A 16,483-nucleotide genomic window follows, 5' to 3' on the forward strand; every position below is an offset into this window, starting at 1 on the left:
CGAGATGCTCGGGATGTACGAGATCCCTCGGCCCCGGTCGCCCGCGGTTGCTCACTTCAGCAGGGTGTCCGCTTAGGCAGCCGGCCCAGTCTGTCCAGGTCAGCATTTCCCACGGCTCGTCAGGCCACTGTAAGCAGGACCTGTGCGTATTCCAGCAATCCTTTACTTCCGACAAAGCGGGCGCACCTGCGGGGCGGCCGAGCGAGCTCGTCGCCGGCTGTCGACAAGTGCCGGAGACGGGCCCCTGCACACGCCTTCCCGTTCTCGATGACACCATGACCCAGGTGACTCAAGCACGGCAGCACCACATTCAGGTCGTCGCTCACCGAGGAGCGTCCGAAGACGCCCCGGAGCACACACTTGCCGCCTACATGAAGGCCATCGACGACGGCGCCGACGCACTCGAATGCGATGTCCGCCTCACTGCCGACGGCCACCTGGTCTGCGTTCACGACCGCCGCGTCAACCGCACCTCCAACGGTCGTGGCGCCGTCTCCGCCCTGGAACTCGCCGACCTCGCCACCCTCGACTTCGGTACCTGGAAGGGCCGCGAGGACTCCATGGAGAGCCCCGACTGGGGCGATCCGTCGCTCACGTCGGTGCTCACGCTGGAACGGCTGCTCGAACTGGTCGCCGACTCGGGGCGGAGGGTCGAGTTGGCGATCGAGACCAAGCACCCGACCCGTTGGGCGGGCCAGGTGGAGGAGAAGCTGCTCCAGTTGCTCGGCAGGTTCGGCCTCGCCGGGCCGAGCGCACCCGAGGATTCGCCCGTACGCATCATGAGCTTCTCCGCCCGTTCGCTGCATCGGATCGCGGCGGCGGCACCGACGATCCCCACGGTCTATCTGATGCAGTTCGTCAGCCCCCGACTGCGGGACGGTCGACTTCCGGCCGGGGCGCGGATCGCGGGTCCGAGCATCCGGATCCTGCGCGGCAATCCCGGCTATGTGGAGCGGCTGCACCAGGCGGGCCACCGTGCCCATGTGTGGACCGTGAACGAGCCCGAGGACGTGGAGCTCTGCACCCGACTCGGCGTCGAAGCGATCATCACCAACCGGCCGCGGCAGGTGCTGAGCCAGCTGGGCCGAACCAACTGACACCTGTCATCAGAGACAGCAGCTGCCACTTGCATCACAGGGTGTGCCCCGGCGCGTTCGGACCGTGCTCACCAGCCAAGAGTGCGCCACAGGCCCGCCTCCGACCGGTTTCCGGTCCAGTCCAATGGGGCATCCACACGGTGGCGTGGGGCAAAGGAGGTCTCGGGGGTGGCGTTGGTGGTGGCACAAGAAGTGCCCACGTCGTCGAGCATGGCCGTACCCCATGGCCCTGCAGGCGTGGGTGAAGCAAGGCACCGGATGCGGGAGCAGTTGCGCCGCGGCGGGGTGCCCGAATCGGTCGTCGACGATGCGGTTCTCATTCTTTCCGAGTTGCTCAGCAACGCCTGCCGACACGGCAGGCCACTGGGACATGCGGAGGTGGGCGACGGAAACATTCGCGCCGCGTGGCGCTTCGACAGAACCGGTGGGCTGACGGTCGAGGTGACGGACGGAGGCGGTCCGACCCGTCCCGTTCCCGCCACGCCCTCGGTCACCGCCAGGGGTGGTCGCGGGCTCAACATCATCAGTGCCCTGGCCCAGGAGTGGGGCGTGCGTGACAGCTCCACGGGTGAAGTCACCGTATGGGTGGTCGTCACTAAGGGTCACCGCCATGATGATTTTGCTACGCGCGTCACTGGGCCCGGATTCAACTTCTCGGAGGTCTATGACGATCTCAGCTGATGAGCGAGGTGCGCCAGACCTATGACATAGATCCTTGGCATATGCGGCAACGCGGTACAGGAGTGCTCCCCGCGTTCCCGCCGTCGGCCAAACACGAGCAAGACAGATATGGGCGGTCAGCCGACACCCGCTGTGCGAGCGTCACCCTTGACCCAGGATGACGGAGAGCGACGAAAACCAGCTGCCCGACCTCTCAGGGGCAGGGCGACGGGCGAATCACCAGGTGTTCGCTCCCCGCCCCATGGCTTTGGCCCGCCAAAATCCCCCAAGGGCATTTCCCTTATTCTCCCTTTACTTTTCTCTTGGGGCATTCCCGTAGTTCCGCTAGTTCCGTTAGTTCTGCTGGTTCTGCTGGTTCTGCTGGTTCCGTTGCGGCCCCTCGGCTCCTCGGCCCCTCCTGATGCTCTGCGCGCACTCGCGCATCCGACGCCCGGGCGGTGGCACTCCCGTTGCCCGACCGGTCTCCCGGACCACCCGGTGGTCGTACGGCACTCGCCCGTGGTCGTACGGCGCCCACTCGGTGCTCGTACGGCACTCGGACCACCAGACCCCGCGGCGGCGTGTGTGCGGGCGGCCGGTTGCCGGCACCAGAGCGGCGGACGACTAGGCTCGCGCAAACACAGCACCTCCGCCGCTATCGGGAGAAGCCGCACCATGGCCAAGAAGCGCCCCCAGACCAAGGCATCGAAGCCTCAGCCCCACTCGGGCCGCAGTGGCAACGAGCCCGTGCCCGTGGTCGGAGCACGTGAGCCCTGCCCCTGCGGATCGGGGCGCCGCTACAAGGCGTGCCACGGTCGCGCCGCAGCCCATGCCGTCACCGAGTTGGTCCAGCGACCCTTCGACGGCCTCCCCGGCGAATGCGACTGGGTCGCCCTGCGCGAACTGGTGCCCGCCGCGACGGTCGAGCTCACGCTCAAGGGCGGACTGCCTGACGGCGTGCCCTCCGTGACCCTGGCGACCGTACTGCCCATGGCCTGGCCGGCGCTGCGCCGCGATGACGGTTCGGTGCTGCTGGGACTCCAAAACGACACGGCGAGCGGCGACCTCAGCCGCGATCTCGCCGACACCCTCAATCGGGCGTTGGCGATCGAGCCTGGTAACCCCGTTGCCCCCGCGGCCAGGGCCGTCGACCAGGGGGACGCTCCGCGGCTTCAGGACCTCCTCGACCTGGACGCGCCCTTCGAGCCGAAGGTCCACTCCGGCTTCGAGTTCTGGGTGCCCCAGTCGTCGGAGGAGTCCGCCCCCGAGGTGGCCGCGTCCCTGGAGCGGGCCAACGCCGCCGCCATCCCCACCATCAAGCTCTCCGGTGTGGATGCGGCGTACTGGTGCGAGACGCCGGAGAAGAACCACCTTCGCTGGGTCATGCCGCACCCGGAGGAGAAGCTGCTCGACTCGCTCGCCCGGCTGTACGCGGCCGGTGAGGCATCGCTCGGCGAGGACACCCGGCTCGTCGGTTCGTTCCGCGCCCACGGGCTGGTGGTCCCGGTCTGGGACCTGCCGACCACGATGAGTGCCGAGGAGTGCGAGAAGCCCGCGGCCGAGTTCGCGGACCGGCTGGCGAAGGCGCTCACCGAGGACGCGCCCCTGTCGCCCGCCGAGCGTCGGGCCCGCAGCGGACTCACCAACCGTCAGGTCACCTTGAGCTGAGGTTCCTGACACCACGGCCGGGCCCGGCAGCGTCCGCAGTCACTCCGCTCGGCGGGACCGCACCCGGCCGGTGCCCGTCCTTGCCACCTCGGCGGGGAGGGAGCCATGGCGGGAAACCGCGTTCAGAGCGGACGCTTTAGGAGCTTGGTTCTGCCTCGTCAAGAGGCAGAACAAGCGTAGTGACTCCAGTCACAACTCCCGCTAAGCCGTACTGAATCATTGTCCGAATACCCGAGATCGAATTTGCGAACAGCAGATCTCTTGTTACCGTTCTATAAGCCCGGTCGCTGGTGCATCCCCCGTCGCCAGCGACCGGGCGTCTGTCTTTCCACGGAGGGATCACCTCCAGTGACAGTGCGTCAGCAAACGCCAACGCCCCTGTGGTGCAACGGAGTTGCTGCCCCGCTCTGCGGGGAGTCCGGCGAAGTCGAGATCATGAACCGTTCGCACTTCGCAACGGACCAAAAGTGCATGGCCCTACCGTTGGCCCTACCACCGGAATGTTTCCGCGGTTACTCGATCCGCGCCCGTCGCCCGCGTCGAACCGGTGGATGATCTGCACGGCATGCCGCTCGGGTGATGTTCCAGGCTGTTGCTGGGCGTGACGTTCCACGCCGTTACGGAACGCAATTCCGGCCCATGGCATTGCAGTGGCGGAACGGCTCCAGAGGCCACCGCCCCACACCCCGCAGGGCCCAGCGGTGCCTGTCCTGAAGAGAACCCCACTGCCCGCATCGCATCGGGCGGACGGCTGCGAAGTCGATTTCTTCCGGCCGTTCTCGGTGTGCCGGTCCTTCTGGCCGTTCTCCGTGTGCCGGCTGTCGACTCCGTCGCACCGGTGAGCCCGGGACGGGTCGATTCCCGTCGACGGGAGGTGACTGCCGGGGGCCATATGCCCGCCGGCCCCAGGCGGAGCGCCGGATCGATGTCGCATCCCGCACAACGCACTGGCGGCCGTACAACTGCGGCACCCGATCGTTCCCACTGCGTCGCACCGCCAGAGCCGATGTCAACGACAACTGTGCGCGGGTCACGCAAGGCGAACGGGATCAGTACGAGAGACGGCTTCCACCGTCGGGCGCGCTGGTGCTTGCTTCCACCAGGGCGTCCACCACAGCCTCCACCGGAGGCAACCAGGGAGTGGCCGAACCGGCCAGCGGTGCCCGCTCCCAACGGACCTGGCCGAGCCCGGTCTCCGAGGGAGGCAGGACCAGGTAGCCACCCTCGCCATGGAACCGCAGCGAGCTGGGCACGCAGTCCTTGGCGTAGAGGAGCTCGCCGAGCTGTTCCAGGCTGTAGGGCGCGACCAGCAGCGACCATCGCGTGGGGGTGGCGACCACCGGTCCCAAGCGCCGGTCCATGCGATCGAGCACCGAGAGCGCGCGGGCCCCGGCCACTGCCGGCAGGCTCACCGCACAGGGTGCGTTCTTGCCGGTGGCAAGGATGAGGGGGGCGGTGGGACGGTTCGTCCACCACCAACGGACCATCCGCTCGTCCGTCGTCGCTGCGAGCAGTCCGGGCTCGAAGGGGTGTGCACCGGGCACCACGCAATCGGGGTCAGGGCAGCCGCAGCCACGGGCGTCACCGCCACCGCGAGTGGTGGTTGCCTTCGGTCCCACGCCGGGGAGTACGGGCCACTGCCACTCGGTGGCGCAGGTGAGCGCCGCTTCCAGCTGTGCCGGCTGTACAGGTCCCCTCTTGCGCCGAAACCGGAGCCTGCGTCGCCTTCCGAGGATCTCGCGCATGAGCGCTCGTTCCTTTCCGTTGAACGCCGAGGTAAACATCAGACCATGTGTGCAGCTTCACCGGGCGTACACATGTCTATTGGGTGTACGAAGAGAACTGGTCGGCGTATCACCGCCCGCTGCCGATGTGGCACGGGCCACCCCCGCTTCGCCTGCGACAGGATCGCCGCCGGGGGCCGAACGTGGGCTGTGCTCCGTGAACGCGCGGCCAAGCATGGCGCGCGCCTGGCGCTCGCTGTCAGCGCCTGCCGTTCTGTCCCGTTATAACGGATCAGCCCCACCGCTGTGGGGATCTGCCGTGGACTCCTGGCGCGCCCTGCGTCGATAGAGACGCCTAAGCCGGTCGCAAGGTTCCGGGGCGGTGCCAACTGCCCCTGGCCATCACCGTTTACGTACCCACCACGCTTGGTATGACGCTTCCGCCGATGCACCCTTCAGGGTTCCCACCCTGGAGCGATCCATCGAGGGGATCAACTGCCGAACGCCCTCAGTCGACCTCAATTGACCTCCATCAGGTGCATTTTTCGGCCAAGTTCAAGAATTGTTCAAGGAACGTTCAAGCTCCCCCAGACACCATCAATCCCACTGGTGCAATGCTGGACATTCCCTTACTCGTGCGTGTACATGTGGATACATGGGTAGCGGCCCAGAATCACCTGGGGGTTTGCAATGCTATTGAGCGAAATGCACCAGTCAAAAAGTCGACTGCCATGAGCGCCCCTCACGTGCCGAAAGTGGCTGGAATCGACTCTGCACTTTCCCCTTCCACGGACACTCCGGCGGCGCTTTCGGGAATGCCTGCCGTTCCCGCCCCTCTCGAAGAACCCCCCGAGGCATGGGAGGCGTTGTCGGAGGGGGGTTCAGGCACGGAGTGCTGTTCCGGCCCCGGCGCGCACGAGGGGCAGCACCCCGGGCACCACAGCGGGCACAGCGAAGGACCGCACTGCGGCCCGAACTCCTGCACCAGCGCACCGCGTGAATCCACCGCCCCGCCCGATACGGCACTCCGGGACCGACTCAACGGCCGAGTGGCGGATCTGACCGCGCTGTACGGGCTCACCGAGCGGCTCGCCGGAACCGACACGCTCGACGCCGCACTTGAGGAACTGCTGGAAGCCGGTGCCGCCCTGCTCGGCGCCCGGCGCGGAATGGTGGTGCTCGAACCACCGACGACCGCGGTCGACCTCGGAACCGGTCCACTGGATCGGACGTGCCGCTCCGGCCCGGACCTCGACCCCCATCGCCGGCCAGGCCGGATCAGGGGCCACGGGCTCAGCCATGCCGAACTCGGTCACCTCCAGACGATTCCGTACGCCGCCCATGCGTACGGATCGCTGCCTCCGCCATGGGACGACCGCGATGCGCCCGCACGGGGTCGGTCAGAGCAGAAGCAGGACCACGACCAGAAACAGGACCAGAAGCACGACCAGGGCCAGGAGCAGCGGGAAGCACGAGCGGCCGTGGCGAACGTCCGAGAGGATCGCCCCGCTCCCGAGCCGGCTCCCGTCTGCCACCCCGACGTCCTCGGTGACACCTCGCTCGATCCGCGGCTCCGCGAGGTCGCCGCCCACCTCGGCTTTGCCGCCAGCTACGCCCAGCCCCTGACGTCCCCCGCGGCCGGAACCCTCGGCACGACCGTCTGGCTGTACGACGAGCCCGCCGCCCCGCAGGAACGACAGCGCCGGCTCATCGACGTCTATCTGCGTTTCGCCACGACACATCTGGCCCGGCTGCTGGAGTTGGATGCGGCGCGCGAGACGGTGGCGACCATCGCCCGTGAGCTTCTGCCCAGCAGACTTCCCCGGCTGCCCGGGGTCACCATGGCCGCCCGCCACCGCACGGGCCCGCTCGGCGGTGGCGACTGGTACGACGCACTACCGCTGCCGGAAGGCGCGCTGGGGCTCGCCGTCGGGTCCGTGAGCGGCTCGGGACCGAGCGCACTGGCGGCGATGGGGCGGCTGCGGGCCTCCTTGCGGGCGTACGCCGTGATGGAGGGCGAGGACCCCGTTGCCGTGCTCTCCGATCTTGAGCTGCTGCTCCGGCTGACCGAACCGGCCCGTACGGCAACTGCGCTCTTCGCCTATGCCGAGCCCGCCGCCAGGAAGATGGTGCTCGCGGGCGCGGGGCACACCCCGCCCCTGGTGATCGGCGAGCGGCGCACGGAGTTCGTGGAGACCTCGTTGTCCGCGCCGCTGGGAATGCTCGCCTGCTGGGAGGCCCCGAGTGTGGAGATCTCCCCCGCACCCGGAGAAACGGTGCTGCTCTACACCGACGGCCTGCTGCGACGCACCGGGGGCACCATGGACCGGGCCTTCGCCAGACTGCACACGGCGGCTGCGGGCGTCCCCAAAGCGGCTCGGGGCAACCCGGGGGCCATCGCCGACCACGTACTGCGAGAACTCCTTCCGGAAGGTCTGGACCAAGGGGCGAGCGAGGAGGACATCGTGCTGCTCGCAGTGTGTTTCGACTGATCCTCGCCAAGTTTGCCGGCTGATTCCGGTACCACCGTTTTTCGGCTACGGGTCGGTTTTCGTCCACCATCTGGCCCTGCCCGTTTTGGGGTGCTTCTCACAGAGCCCCGGGCGGTCTTCACGTCCCACATACGATGGACTCCGGTCCAGTGTTGTATCGAGGAGGCAGACGTGGCCGAGGAGCTCACCCCGAGTACCCCGGAAGAAGAAGAGCAGACGGTCAAGCCGCGCAAGAACGGCCTGTATCCGGGCGTGTCCGACGAACTGGCGGCCAACATGGCCGGCGGCTGGGCGGACACCGAGCAGAGCGATCTGAAGCCCATAGCTCAGGCTGCGCACACCGCCGCCCGTCGTGCCGCCCTGTCGCAGCGCTTCCCGGGCGAGCGACTGGTGATCCCTTCGGGCAATCTGAAGACGCGCTCCAACGACACGGAGTACGCCTTCCGTGCCTCGACGGAGTACGCGTACCTCACCGGTGACCAGACCGAGGACGGTGTGCTGGTCTTCGAGCCCACCGCCGACGGCCACGAGGTGTCGATCTACCTGCTGCCGCGCTCCAACCGGGAGAACGGCGAGTTCTGGCTGTCCGGCCAGGGTGAGCTGTGGGTGGGCCGCAGGCACTCGCTGGCCGAGGCCGAGCAGCTGCTCGGGCTGCCCGCCAAGGACGTGCGCGAACTGACGGAGAAGCTGCGCGAGGCGACGGGTCCGGTGCGTGCCGTACGAGGGCACGACGCGGGCATCGAGACCGCGCTCACCGACAAGGTCACCGCCGAGCGCGACGAGGAACTGCGCGTCTACCTCTCCGAGGCCCGCGCGGTGAAGGACGACTTCGAGATCGCCGAGCTCCAGAAGGCGTGCGATTCCACGGCCCGCGGTTTCGAGGACGTGGTGAAGGTCCTCGACAGGGCTCAGGCCACCAGTGAGCGGTATATCGAAGGAACGTTCTTCCTGAGGGCCCGCGTCGAGGGCAACGACGTCGGCTACGGCTCCATCTGCGCCTCGGGCCCGCACGCCACCACCCTGCACTGGGTGCGCAACGACGGCCCGGTCCGCTCCGGTGATCTGCTGCTGCTCGACGCCGGTGTGGAGACCGCCTCGCTCTACACCGCGGACATCACCCGCACCCTGCCCGTCAACGGCCGGTACACCGAGCTCCAGCGGAAGATCTACGACGCGGTGTACGACGCCCAGGAGGCCGGCATCGCCGCGGTGAAGCCGGGTGCCAAGTACCGCGACTTCCACGACGCCTCCCAGCGGGTGCTCGCCGAGCGGCTTGTCGAGTGGGGTCTGGTCGAGGGACCGGTGGAGCGGGTGCTCGAACTCGGTCTCCAGCGCCGCTGGACGTTGCACGGCACCGGCCACATGCTCGGCATGGACGTCCACGACTGCGCCGCCGCGCGGAACGAGGCGTACGTCGACGGGACGCTGGAGCCGGGCATGTGCCTGACCGTGGAGCCCGGGCTCTACTTCCAGGCGGACGACCTGACCGTGCCCGAGGGGTACCGGGGCATCGGCGTCCGGATCGAGGACGACATCCTGGTCACCGAGGACGGCAACCGGAACCTTTCCGCCGCGCTGCCGCGTCAGGCCGACGAGGTCGAGGCATGGATGGCCGCGCTCACCGCGTAGTCGAACGGCCCGGTCCTGACGTGCTGGCAGGGGTTGGTGCGTACGGACCGCGATGCGTGCCCGGATCGGGGGACTGACCCCGGCCGGTGGAGCCTGAGGGCGCGCTGCCGAGGCTGCTGGGACCCGTAGGGGCTCAGGAGACCTTGAGCAGCGCGCCCTCACGCCATTTGAGGACCTTGTCGAAGCTGACCACGGCCCCCCGGCCGGGCCTGTTGCCGAAATGCACATGGTCGGCAAGTTGCTCGATCAGACACAGCCCGCGACCGTTCTCGGCCGTCGTGGGGGCCTGGACGCGCGGGCGGATCCTGGCTCTGCCCTGACGGGACGGAAAGCCTGGTCCCGAATCGGCTACTTCGATACGGCACTTCTCGCCATCCAGATACGCGGTGACCCGATAGGCCCCGGGAGTCTCTCCGGGACCACGGCCGCCCCCGTGTTCGACGGCGTTCGCACACGCCTCGCTGAGCGCGACGGAGAGGTCGAACGAGATGTCGGGGTCGACTCCCGCGGTCTCCATCGTGCCGAGCAACAGGCGCCGTGCGAGCGGAATGCTCGCGGCTTCGCGCCGCAAGTGGAGTGACCACCAGATGCTCATGCTCCAGCCTCCTGGCTGCGGCTCGACATACCGTTACGTATTGCCCCCGGACGGGGTCCGTAAGCACCGGGCGGATGTGATTGCGCTCATTCGGCCGACGCGCGCCGTCATGAGCGGGGTGTAGGAAAACCCCCCTTCGCGGGACGTTTCGCACCCGCGAAGAGGACCTTCCGGACCTGCCTCACCACGGTCGGGCGCCCAGTGGGATGATGGGCCGGCCATGTCGTCCCCGAGGCCGCTGCCGCCCGTGCCGCTCCTGTCCGGTGTCCCTGCCGGAACGGGTCCGCGGTTGCTGAGGGCTGCGGTGTTCACCGCGGTCTGCGTGGTGTTGGCGGCGACGGGACATGCGCTCGCATCGGGTGCGACGGTCCCCGGGTGGACCGTGGTCGCCGGTCTCGTCGGGGTGTTCGCCCTGGTGATGCCGTTCACGGGCCGGGTGCGCTCGCTGCCGGCGGTCGCCGGCGCACTGGGCGGCGGCCAACTCGCCCTGCATCTGCTCTTCGGCGTCGGCCAGCACCGACTGAGCCTCGCGCCGACCGCCGACGACGTCTTCGTCAAGATGGCCGCGAAGTTGGTGTGCGGGGCAGGCGGCGCCTCCCTCAGCCCCACCGACGCGCACCGGATCGTCACCACCGCGGGTCTCGCCCCGCCGTCGCACGGTGCCGGCTCCCATGTGGTGGAGAACACAGTCGCCCAGCCGTCGTTGCTGCCGTCGCTCGCCATGTTGCTGGGCCATCTCCTGGCCGCCCTGGTGACCGGTTGGCTGCTGCGACACGGAGACCTGGCGCTGGGCCGGTTGGTCCGGCTGTCGTCCGGGGCGGCGCAGGAGATGGCTCGCGTGGCCCGGCTGTGTCCGCTGCGGGCAGCCCTCGCGCTCGTCCGGGCCCTGTGCGCCGGTCTCGTACGCGAGCAGGGACCTGCGGTTCGCGCACCGCGGGCCGCGGACGACCGTCCCGCGGACCTCACAGCAGAAACGCTCCAGCACACGGTGATCAGGCGTGGGCCGCCGGCGCGACTCGTCCTCGCAGCCTGACACGGCCCACTCGACGGGAGCGGGGCCGTGGTGTTCGCGCATCCGTTTGCGCCGACACGCCCTCGTTCTCCTCATCACCCTGTGGAGCGTTTCGCCATGAGCCTTTCCCGCCGTACGTCCTCTTCCGCCCCCGCTTCCCGCCGTACGTCCTCCATGGGCGTCTCGCGTGCCGTCACGGTCCTGGCCGGTGCCGGTGCCCTGTCCGTGCTGCTGCTCTCGGGCACCGCCTTCGCGCATGTGTCGGTCCAGCCGCAGGGCGAGGCCGCGAAGGGCGGCTATGCGACCGTCAACTTCAAGGTCCCCAACGAGCGCGACACGGCCTCCACGGTGAAGTTGGAGGTCAATCTGCCGACCGAGCACCCCTTGGCCTCGGTGCTGCCGCAGCCCGTACCGGGCTGGACCGTCCAGGTGACCAAGTCCAAGCTGGCCAAGCCGCTTGAGGTGCACGGGAACAAGATCACTGAGGCAGTCTCCAAGATCACTTGGACTGCGGCCGGCGGCAAGATCGGCCCCGGTCAGTTCCAGCAGTTCCCCGTCTCCCTGGGCCAGTTGCCCGAGAACGCCGACCAGGTCGTCTTCAAGGCGATCCAGACCTACGACAACAAGGAGGTCGTGCGCTGGATCGAGGTGCCGCAGGAAGGCAAGGAGGCCGCGCTGCCGGCCCCCGTCCTGGAGCTCACCGCGGCTGCGGAAGGCCACCACGGCGGTACCGGCGACGCCAAGAACGAGAAGGCCGAGCAAACTGACAAGACAGCCAAGGACGCGCACCACGACAAGGGCTCGACGGCCGGCAGCGAGAGCAAGGCAGCATCGGGTGATGACTCCGATGGCACCGCTCGCGTCCTCGCGGTCATCGGCATCGTCGTCGGCGCTGCCGGAGTCGCATTCGGTGTGCTCGCGGGCCGCCGTCGCGTCGCCTGACACACCCGTACACCACCTCTGGGATCTCTCTCATGCGCAAGAAGACCGCACTGGCGGCCATGGCCGTCGTGGCCGCACTCACCCTGTCCGCCTGTAGCGGGGACTCCGACGAGAAGCCCACGTCGAAGTCCTCCGTCGCCGAGGTATCGGCCGAAGGGGACACCAAGCCGGGGACCGTGCTGCACCGTCCGTTCACCAAGCCCGATCTGGTGCTCACGGACACCAAGGGGCAGAAGTTCGATCTGCGGGAGCGGACCAAGGGCAAGCCGACGTTGATCTTCTTCGGCTACACCAAGTGCCCGGACGTCTGCCCGTTGACGATGAGCAACATCGCCATCGCCAAGAAGCAGCTCCCCAAGGCCGACCAGGACAAACTCCAGGTCGTCTTCATCACCACGGACCCCGAGCGGGACACCCCCGCTTTGCTGGGCAAGTGGCTGCCGAGTGCGGGTGACCCGTCGTTCATCGGGCTCAGCGGTGACTTCCCGACGATCCAGGCGGGGGCGCGGCAGATGGGCATCGGCATCGATCCGGCCACGAAGGAGAAGGACGGCACGGTCATCTCGATGCACGGCGCCCAGGTCATCTCGTTCTCCCCGAAGACCGACGAGGGCTATGTGCTGTACGGCGAGGACACCAGCGCCGACGAGTACGCCAAGGATCTGCCCAAGCTCGTACGCGGTGAGAACCCGTGAGGGGTACGAGGCGCATGAGGGAGCGGACAGCGGTGGCACGGCGCCCGGGTCGTGCGAGCGTCCGGGCACCGCGCGGGTTCAGGGCCGTCGCGGGGGCCATCGCCCTCGGGACGGCCGTGGCCCTGACCGGGTGTTCCAGCGCCCCTGAGGAGCCGGAGCTCAAGGTCGACGGCGCCTTTATGCCACAGCCGGTCAACGACATGGCCGCCGGTTTTCTGACCGTGCACAACAGCGGTTCGGCGGCCGACGAGCTCACCGCCGTGACCAGTGCGCTCTCCGACAACGTGACGATCCACGAGTCGAAGGGCCAGAAGATGCGGCAGCTGCGATCCGTCGCCGTGCCGGCCGACGGCGAGCTCAACCTGGAGCGCGGCGGCAGCCACATCATGTTCATGCAGCTCAAGGAACAGCCCAAGAAGGGCCAGACGGTGGCGATCAAGCTGCACTTCGAGAAGTCCGACCCGATCACGGTCGAGCTCCCGGTCAAGGAACCCACGTACAACCCGGCGAAGCACTGAGTACCGAGGGGACTGACTAAGTCATGACAGCCATCGCCCCGCTCCTCGGAGCGCTCCCGTCCGGGCCTTTGCACCCGCGCACCGGCCCGGGGACCCGGCGCCCGCTGCACCGACGCGTGCTCGCCGCGACCGTACTGCTCGGCACGGTCCTCGGCCTGCTGCTCTTCGGCGCGGCCCCGGCATCGGCACACGCCGCGCTCACCGGGAGCAATCCGCAGGACGGGGCGGTGGTCGCCACCGCCCCCTCGGAGGTGAAGCTCACCTTCTCCGAACAGATCGCCATGGGCAAGGACTCGATCCGCGTCCTGGAACCCAGTGGGAAGCGCGCGGACCGTGCGACGGTCCGCGATCTCTCCGCAGGCGGGACGGTCGCCTACGGCGTCGAACTCCTCCCCGACCTGCCCCAGGGCACCTACACCGTCGCCTGGCGGGCCGTCTCGGCGGACAGCCACCCGATTTCGGGCGCGTTCACCTTCTCCATCGGCGCCCCCTCCTCCACGGAGGTGTCGCTGTCGGCGCAGGAGCCGGGCACGGGGGTGGTCGGCGTCCTCTACGACATCGCGCGCTACGCCGCGTACACCGGTTTCGTGCTGATGGTCGGCGGCGCCTCCTTCATCCTTCTGTGCTGGCAGCGCGGGGCGGGGGTGCGTCCGGTGCAGCGGCTCATCATCCACGGGTGGGTGACCCTGACCGCCGCCACCTTGGCCATGCTGCTGCTGCGCTCGCCGTACACCGGTTCCGGGAAGCTCGCGGACGCCTTCGAGCTGAGCGGGCTCAGGGACGTACTGGAATCCAAGACCGGCGCGGCGCTGGTCTCCCGACTGCTGCTGCTCGGGGCGGCTGCGCTGTTCATCGCGGTGCTCTTCGGGTCGTACGCCCGAAGGGATGCGGAACCGGACGGTACGCCCGGTGACGGTGGCGATGACGCGTCGGGCGTCGCCCGCAAGGACCTCACCTTCGGACTCGCTGTCGGCGGTACGGTCGTCGCCGCCGGGATCGCCGCCACCTGGGCCCTGTCCGAACACGCCTCGACCGGCATCCAGCCCGGCGTCGCCATGCCCGTCGACGTGATCCACCTGCTGGCCGTCGCGACCTGGCTCGGTGGGCTCGCCGCGCTGCTGACCACGCTGTACCGGGGCCCCTCGATCGAGGAAGGGGCGGTACGGAAGTTCTCCCAGGTGGCCTTCGTCAGCGTCGTCGCCCTCGCCGCGACCGGGCTGTACCAGTCCTGGCGGCAGGTCGGCTCCTGGTCGGCGCTGACGGGTACCTCGTACGGGCGACTGCTGCTGCTGAAGGTGGCGCTGGTGGGCGTGATGCTCGGCGTCGCCTGGCTGTCCCGACGCTGGACCCAGCGGCTGGGCCGGCAGACCGAATCCGACGACGCACCGGACGCAACAGAAGAGACAGCAGAGGAAACCGAGACGGAGACCGCGGTGGTCGGCGCCTCCACGGCGGCCGGCGGAACGGTTGCCGCGGCCGACCCGGTACGGGAGGCCCAGTTGGCCCGCCAGCGGTCCGCGGTGGCCAGCGCCGGCCGGAAGAAGGCCCGGGACGCCGACCCGCTCCGATCGGGGCTGCGCCGATCGGTGCTCGCCGAAGCCTCCATCGCCGTCGTGCTCCTCGCGGTGACGACGGTGCTCACCACCACCGAGCCGGGGCGCACCCAGGAAGAGGCCGCGAAGTCGACCGGCAGCTCTGCCGCGGGTGCGGTGGCACAGGGGCCCGCCGAGCTCAAGATCCCGTTCGACACCGGCGGGACGAACGGCAAGGGCACCATACGACTCACCCTCGATCCGGCCAGCCCGGGCGCCAACGCCCTGCACTTGTGGATCGACGACCCGGCCGGCGCCCCGCTGGACGCCCCGGAGATCTCGGTCTCCTTCACCCTTGAGGACAAGCAGATCGGTCCGCTGCCGACGACCCCGCAGCGGCTCGCCGCGGGACACTGGACAGCGCCGTCGGTGCAGATCCCGATGCCCGGCGACTGGAAGGTCCAGGTGACCGTGCGCACTTCGGACTTCGACCAGGTGACCGTCGACGAGAACGTGAAGATCGGCTGAGGCCAGTGAAACCGGTAGAAGCAGACATCGCGGCCCAGGTATCCACCACCGACCCCGCAGACGCCGTTGCGGACGGGGTCTCGCGGCGGCGACTGCTGACCGCCGCCGGTGCCGCGGGCGCCGCGGGTCTGACGCTGGGGGCGGCGGGTGGGGCGATGGCCCACGCCGCGAGTGCAGGCCCCGGGCCGACCGCCCTGTCGACGGTCGGCTCGACCGAGGTCGCCTTCCACGGTGACCATCAGCCCGGGATCACAACGCCGATGCAGTCGCACGGCCATCTGGTCGCGTTCGATCTGACGGCCGGTGCCGGTCGCGGCCAGGCCGCGGCGCTGATGCGGCGCTGGTCGGCGCTGGCTGCGGAGCTGATGGCGGGCGACACGGCCGAGCAGGCGGGCAGGGACACGGGCATCGCGCTGGACGCCGGCCCCTCCTCGCTGACCGTGACCTTCGGTTTCGGCCATGGCTTCTTCGACCGGACGGGGTTGGTCGCACGGCGCCCGGCAGGGCTCGATCCGCTGCCGGCCTTCTCGGCTGACCAACTGGACCCCCGGCGATCACACGGTGATCTCTGGGTGCAGATCGGCGCGGACGACGCCCTGGTCGCCTTCCACGCGCTGCGCGCGGTGCAGCGGGCGGCGGGGAGCACCGCCCGGGTGCGTTGGCAGATGAACGGCTTCAACCGTGCGGCGGGTGCGACCGCCCGACCGATGACCACCCGCAATCTGATGGGGCAGGTCGACGGCACCAACAACCCGAAACCGGCCGAGGCGGACTTCGACCGGCGGATCTTCGTGGCGGCCGGGTCCGATCAGGAGTGGCTGACGGGCGGCTCCTACGCGGTCGTACGGCGCATCCGCATGCTCCTCGACGGCTGGGAAGGGCTCCCGCTGAAGAAGCAGGAGGCGATCATCGGCCGTCGCAAGTCGGACGGCGCCCCCCTCACCGGAGGGACGGAGACCACCAAGCTCGTACTGGATGCGCGGGGGTCCGATGGAAAGCTGGTGATCCCGGACAACGCGCACGCCCGTATCTCGGCCCCCGAACAGAACGGCGGTGCGGCGATGCTGCGGCGCCCGTTCTCGTACCACGACGGCATCGGGCCGGACGGTGTTCCGGACGCGGGGCTGCTGTTCATCTGCTGGCAGGCTGACCCGTTGCGGGGCTTCGTGCCGGTGCAGCGCAAGCTCGACCGGGGGGACGCCCTGTCGGACTTCATCCGGCACGAGGCGAGCGGCCTGTACGCGGTGCCGGGCGGCGCGGGCAAGGGCGAGTACGTGGGACAGCGGCTGCTGGAGTCATGACCGTCTCCCCGCCCGATCCCGGTGGGGACGGTACGGGCGGGGTGTGCGCCCCGCCTCGGTCGGCCCGCGCCACCGGCCCGGCGCATTAGG

At 69.1% G+C, this 16,483-nt stretch carries 13 protein-coding genes; 11 read left to right on the forward strand and 2 right to left on the reverse strand.

Annotated elements, in window-relative coordinates; genetic code table 11:
* Positions 1 to 275 precede the first annotated feature (275 nt).
* From OID54_RS18720 to OID54_RS18730, 3 genes are all read left to right on the forward strand, one after another.
* Entirely contained in the window at positions 276 to 1,097 is an 822-nt protein-coding gene (locus OID54_RS18720) for a glycerophosphodiester phosphodiesterase (protein WP_329021111.1), read from the forward strand.
* Positions 1,098 to 1,178: 81 nt separating this feature from the next.
* Positions 1,179 to 1,778: an ATP-binding protein gene (locus tag OID54_RS18725; RefSeq protein ID WP_329021113.1), complete on the forward strand. Its 600-nt coding sequence runs from the start codon at positions 1,179 to 1,181 to the stop codon at positions 1,776 to 1,778.
* Positions 1,779 to 2,432: 654 nt separating this feature from the next.
* Positions 2,433 to 3,425, forward strand: a complete 993-nt coding sequence (locus OID54_RS18730; RefSeq protein ID WP_329021115.1) for a DUF5926 family protein — start codon at positions 2,433 to 2,435, stop codon at positions 3,423 to 3,425.
* 1,049 nt (positions 3,426 to 4,474) lie between these two features.
* On the opposite strand, the gene OID54_RS18735 is transcribed toward OID54_RS18730, so the two are convergent.
* A complete protein-coding gene (locus OID54_RS18735) occupies positions 4,475 to 5,170 on the reverse strand; it encodes a bifunctional DNA primase/polymerase (RefSeq protein WP_329021117.1) in 696 nt (231 codons plus the stop codon).
* Positions 5,171 to 5,964: 794 nt separating this feature from the next.
* On the opposite strand from OID54_RS18735, the gene OID54_RS18740 reads away from it, so the two are divergent.
* Both OID54_RS18740 and OID54_RS18745 read left to right on the forward strand, forming a co-directional pair.
* Positions 5,965 to 7,641: a PP2C family protein-serine/threonine phosphatase gene (locus tag OID54_RS18740; RefSeq protein WP_329021119.1), complete on the forward strand. Its 1,677-nt coding sequence runs from the start codon at positions 5,965 to 5,967 to the stop codon at positions 7,639 to 7,641.
* Between the two features lie 171 nt (positions 7,642 to 7,812).
* Positions 7,813 to 9,270 (forward strand): aminopeptidase P family protein, encoded by a 1,458-nt coding sequence (locus OID54_RS18745; RefSeq protein ID WP_329021121.1) that lies wholly within the window; start codon positions 7,813 to 7,815, stop codon positions 9,268 to 9,270.
* Positions 9,271 to 9,403: 133 nt separating this feature from the next.
* On the opposite strand, the gene OID54_RS18750 is transcribed toward OID54_RS18745, so the two are convergent.
* Positions 9,404 to 9,865: an ATP-binding protein gene (locus OID54_RS18750; protein ID WP_329021123.1), complete on the reverse strand. Its 462-nt coding sequence runs from the start codon at positions 9,863 to 9,865 to the stop codon at positions 9,404 to 9,406.
* Positions 9,866 to 10,085: 220 nt separating this feature from the next.
* Here OID54_RS18750 and OID54_RS18755 point away from each other — a divergent pair, with 220 nt between their 5' ends.
* The 6 genes from OID54_RS18755 (at position 10,086) to efeB (ending at position 16,393) form a co-directional block, all read left to right on the forward strand.
* Positions 10,086 to 10,898 carry a hypothetical protein gene (locus OID54_RS18755; RefSeq protein ID WP_329021125.1) on the forward strand — a complete coding sequence of 271 codons (813 nt, stop codon included), beginning with the start codon at positions 10,086 to 10,088 and terminating at the stop codon, positions 10,896 to 10,898.
* A 96-nt stretch (positions 10,899 to 10,994) separates the two neighbouring features.
* Positions 10,995 to 11,819, forward strand: coding sequence for a YcnI family copper-binding membrane protein (locus tag OID54_RS18760; RefSeq protein ID WP_443055622.1), 825 nt, complete (start codon positions 10,995 to 10,997; stop codon positions 11,817 to 11,819).
* A 32-nt stretch (positions 11,820 to 11,851) separates the two neighbouring features.
* Positions 11,852 to 12,514: an SCO family protein gene (locus tag OID54_RS18765; RefSeq protein ID WP_329021127.1), complete on the forward strand. Its 663-nt coding sequence runs from the start codon at positions 11,852 to 11,854 to the stop codon at positions 12,512 to 12,514.
* Positions 12,515 to 12,528: 14 nt separating this feature from the next.
* Positions 12,529 to 13,032, forward strand: a complete 504-nt coding sequence (locus OID54_RS18770; protein ID WP_329021129.1) for a copper chaperone PCu(A)C — start codon at positions 12,529 to 12,531, stop codon at positions 13,030 to 13,032.
* Positions 13,033 to 13,055: 23 nt separating this feature from the next.
* The gene (locus OID54_RS18775; protein ID WP_329021131.1) at positions 13,056 to 15,092 is read left to right on the forward strand and encodes a copper resistance CopC/CopD family protein; all 2,037 of its coding nucleotides are present in this window, start codon (positions 13,056 to 13,058) and stop codon (positions 15,090 to 15,092) included.
* 26 nt (positions 15,093 to 15,118) lie between these two features.
* Positions 15,119 to 16,393: an iron uptake transporter deferrochelatase/peroxidase subunit gene (gene efeB, locus OID54_RS18780; RefSeq protein WP_329027630.1), complete on the forward strand. Its 1,275-nt coding sequence runs from the start codon at positions 15,119 to 15,121 to the stop codon at positions 16,391 to 16,393.
* Positions 16,394 to 16,483 lie beyond the last annotated feature (90 nt).

The organism is Streptomyces sp. NBC_00690 (assembly GCF_036226685.1).
Taxonomy (GTDB): Bacteria; Actinomycetota; Actinomycetes; order Streptomycetales; family Streptomycetaceae; genus Streptomyces.

Bases quoted from the DNA above. Each gene is read 5' to 3' on its own strand.
- OID54_RS18740 (WP_329021119.1), top strand. From the start codon at position 5,965: ATGCCTGCCGTTCCCGCCCCTCTCGAAGAACCCCCCGAGGCATGGGAG.
- OID54_RS18720 (WP_329021111.1), top strand. From the start codon at position 276: ATGACCCAGGTGACTCAAGCACGGCAGCACCACATTCAGGTCGTCGCT.
- OID54_RS18765 (WP_329021127.1), top strand. From the start codon at position 11,852: ATGCGCAAGAAGACCGCACTGGCGGCCATGGCCGTCGTGGCCGCACTC.
- OID54_RS18730 (WP_329021115.1), top strand. From the start codon at position 2,433: ATGGCCAAGAAGCGCCCCCAGACCAAGGCATCGAAGCCTCAGCCCCAC.
- OID54_RS18755 (WP_329021125.1), top strand. From the start codon at position 10,086: ATGTCGTCCCCGAGGCCGCTGCCGCCCGTGCCGCTCCTGTCCGGTGTC.
- OID54_RS18770 (WP_329021129.1), top strand. From the start codon at position 12,529: ATGAGGGAGCGGACAGCGGTGGCACGGCGCCCGGGTCGTGCGAGCGTC.
- OID54_RS18735 (WP_329021117.1), bottom strand. From the start codon at position 5,170: ATGCGCGAGATCCTCGGAAGGCGACGCAGGCTCCGGTTTCGGCGCAAG.
- OID54_RS18775 (WP_329021131.1), top strand. From the start codon at position 13,056: ATGACAGCCATCGCCCCGCTCCTCGGAGCGCTCCCGTCCGGGCCTTTG.
- OID54_RS18750 (WP_329021123.1), bottom strand. From the start codon at position 9,865: ATGAGCATCTGGTGGTCACTCCACTTGCGGCGCGAAGCCGCGAGCATT.
- OID54_RS18760 (WP_443055622.1), top strand. From the start codon at position 10,995: ATGAGCCTTTCCCGCCGTACGTCCTCTTCCGCCCCCGCTTCCCGCCGT.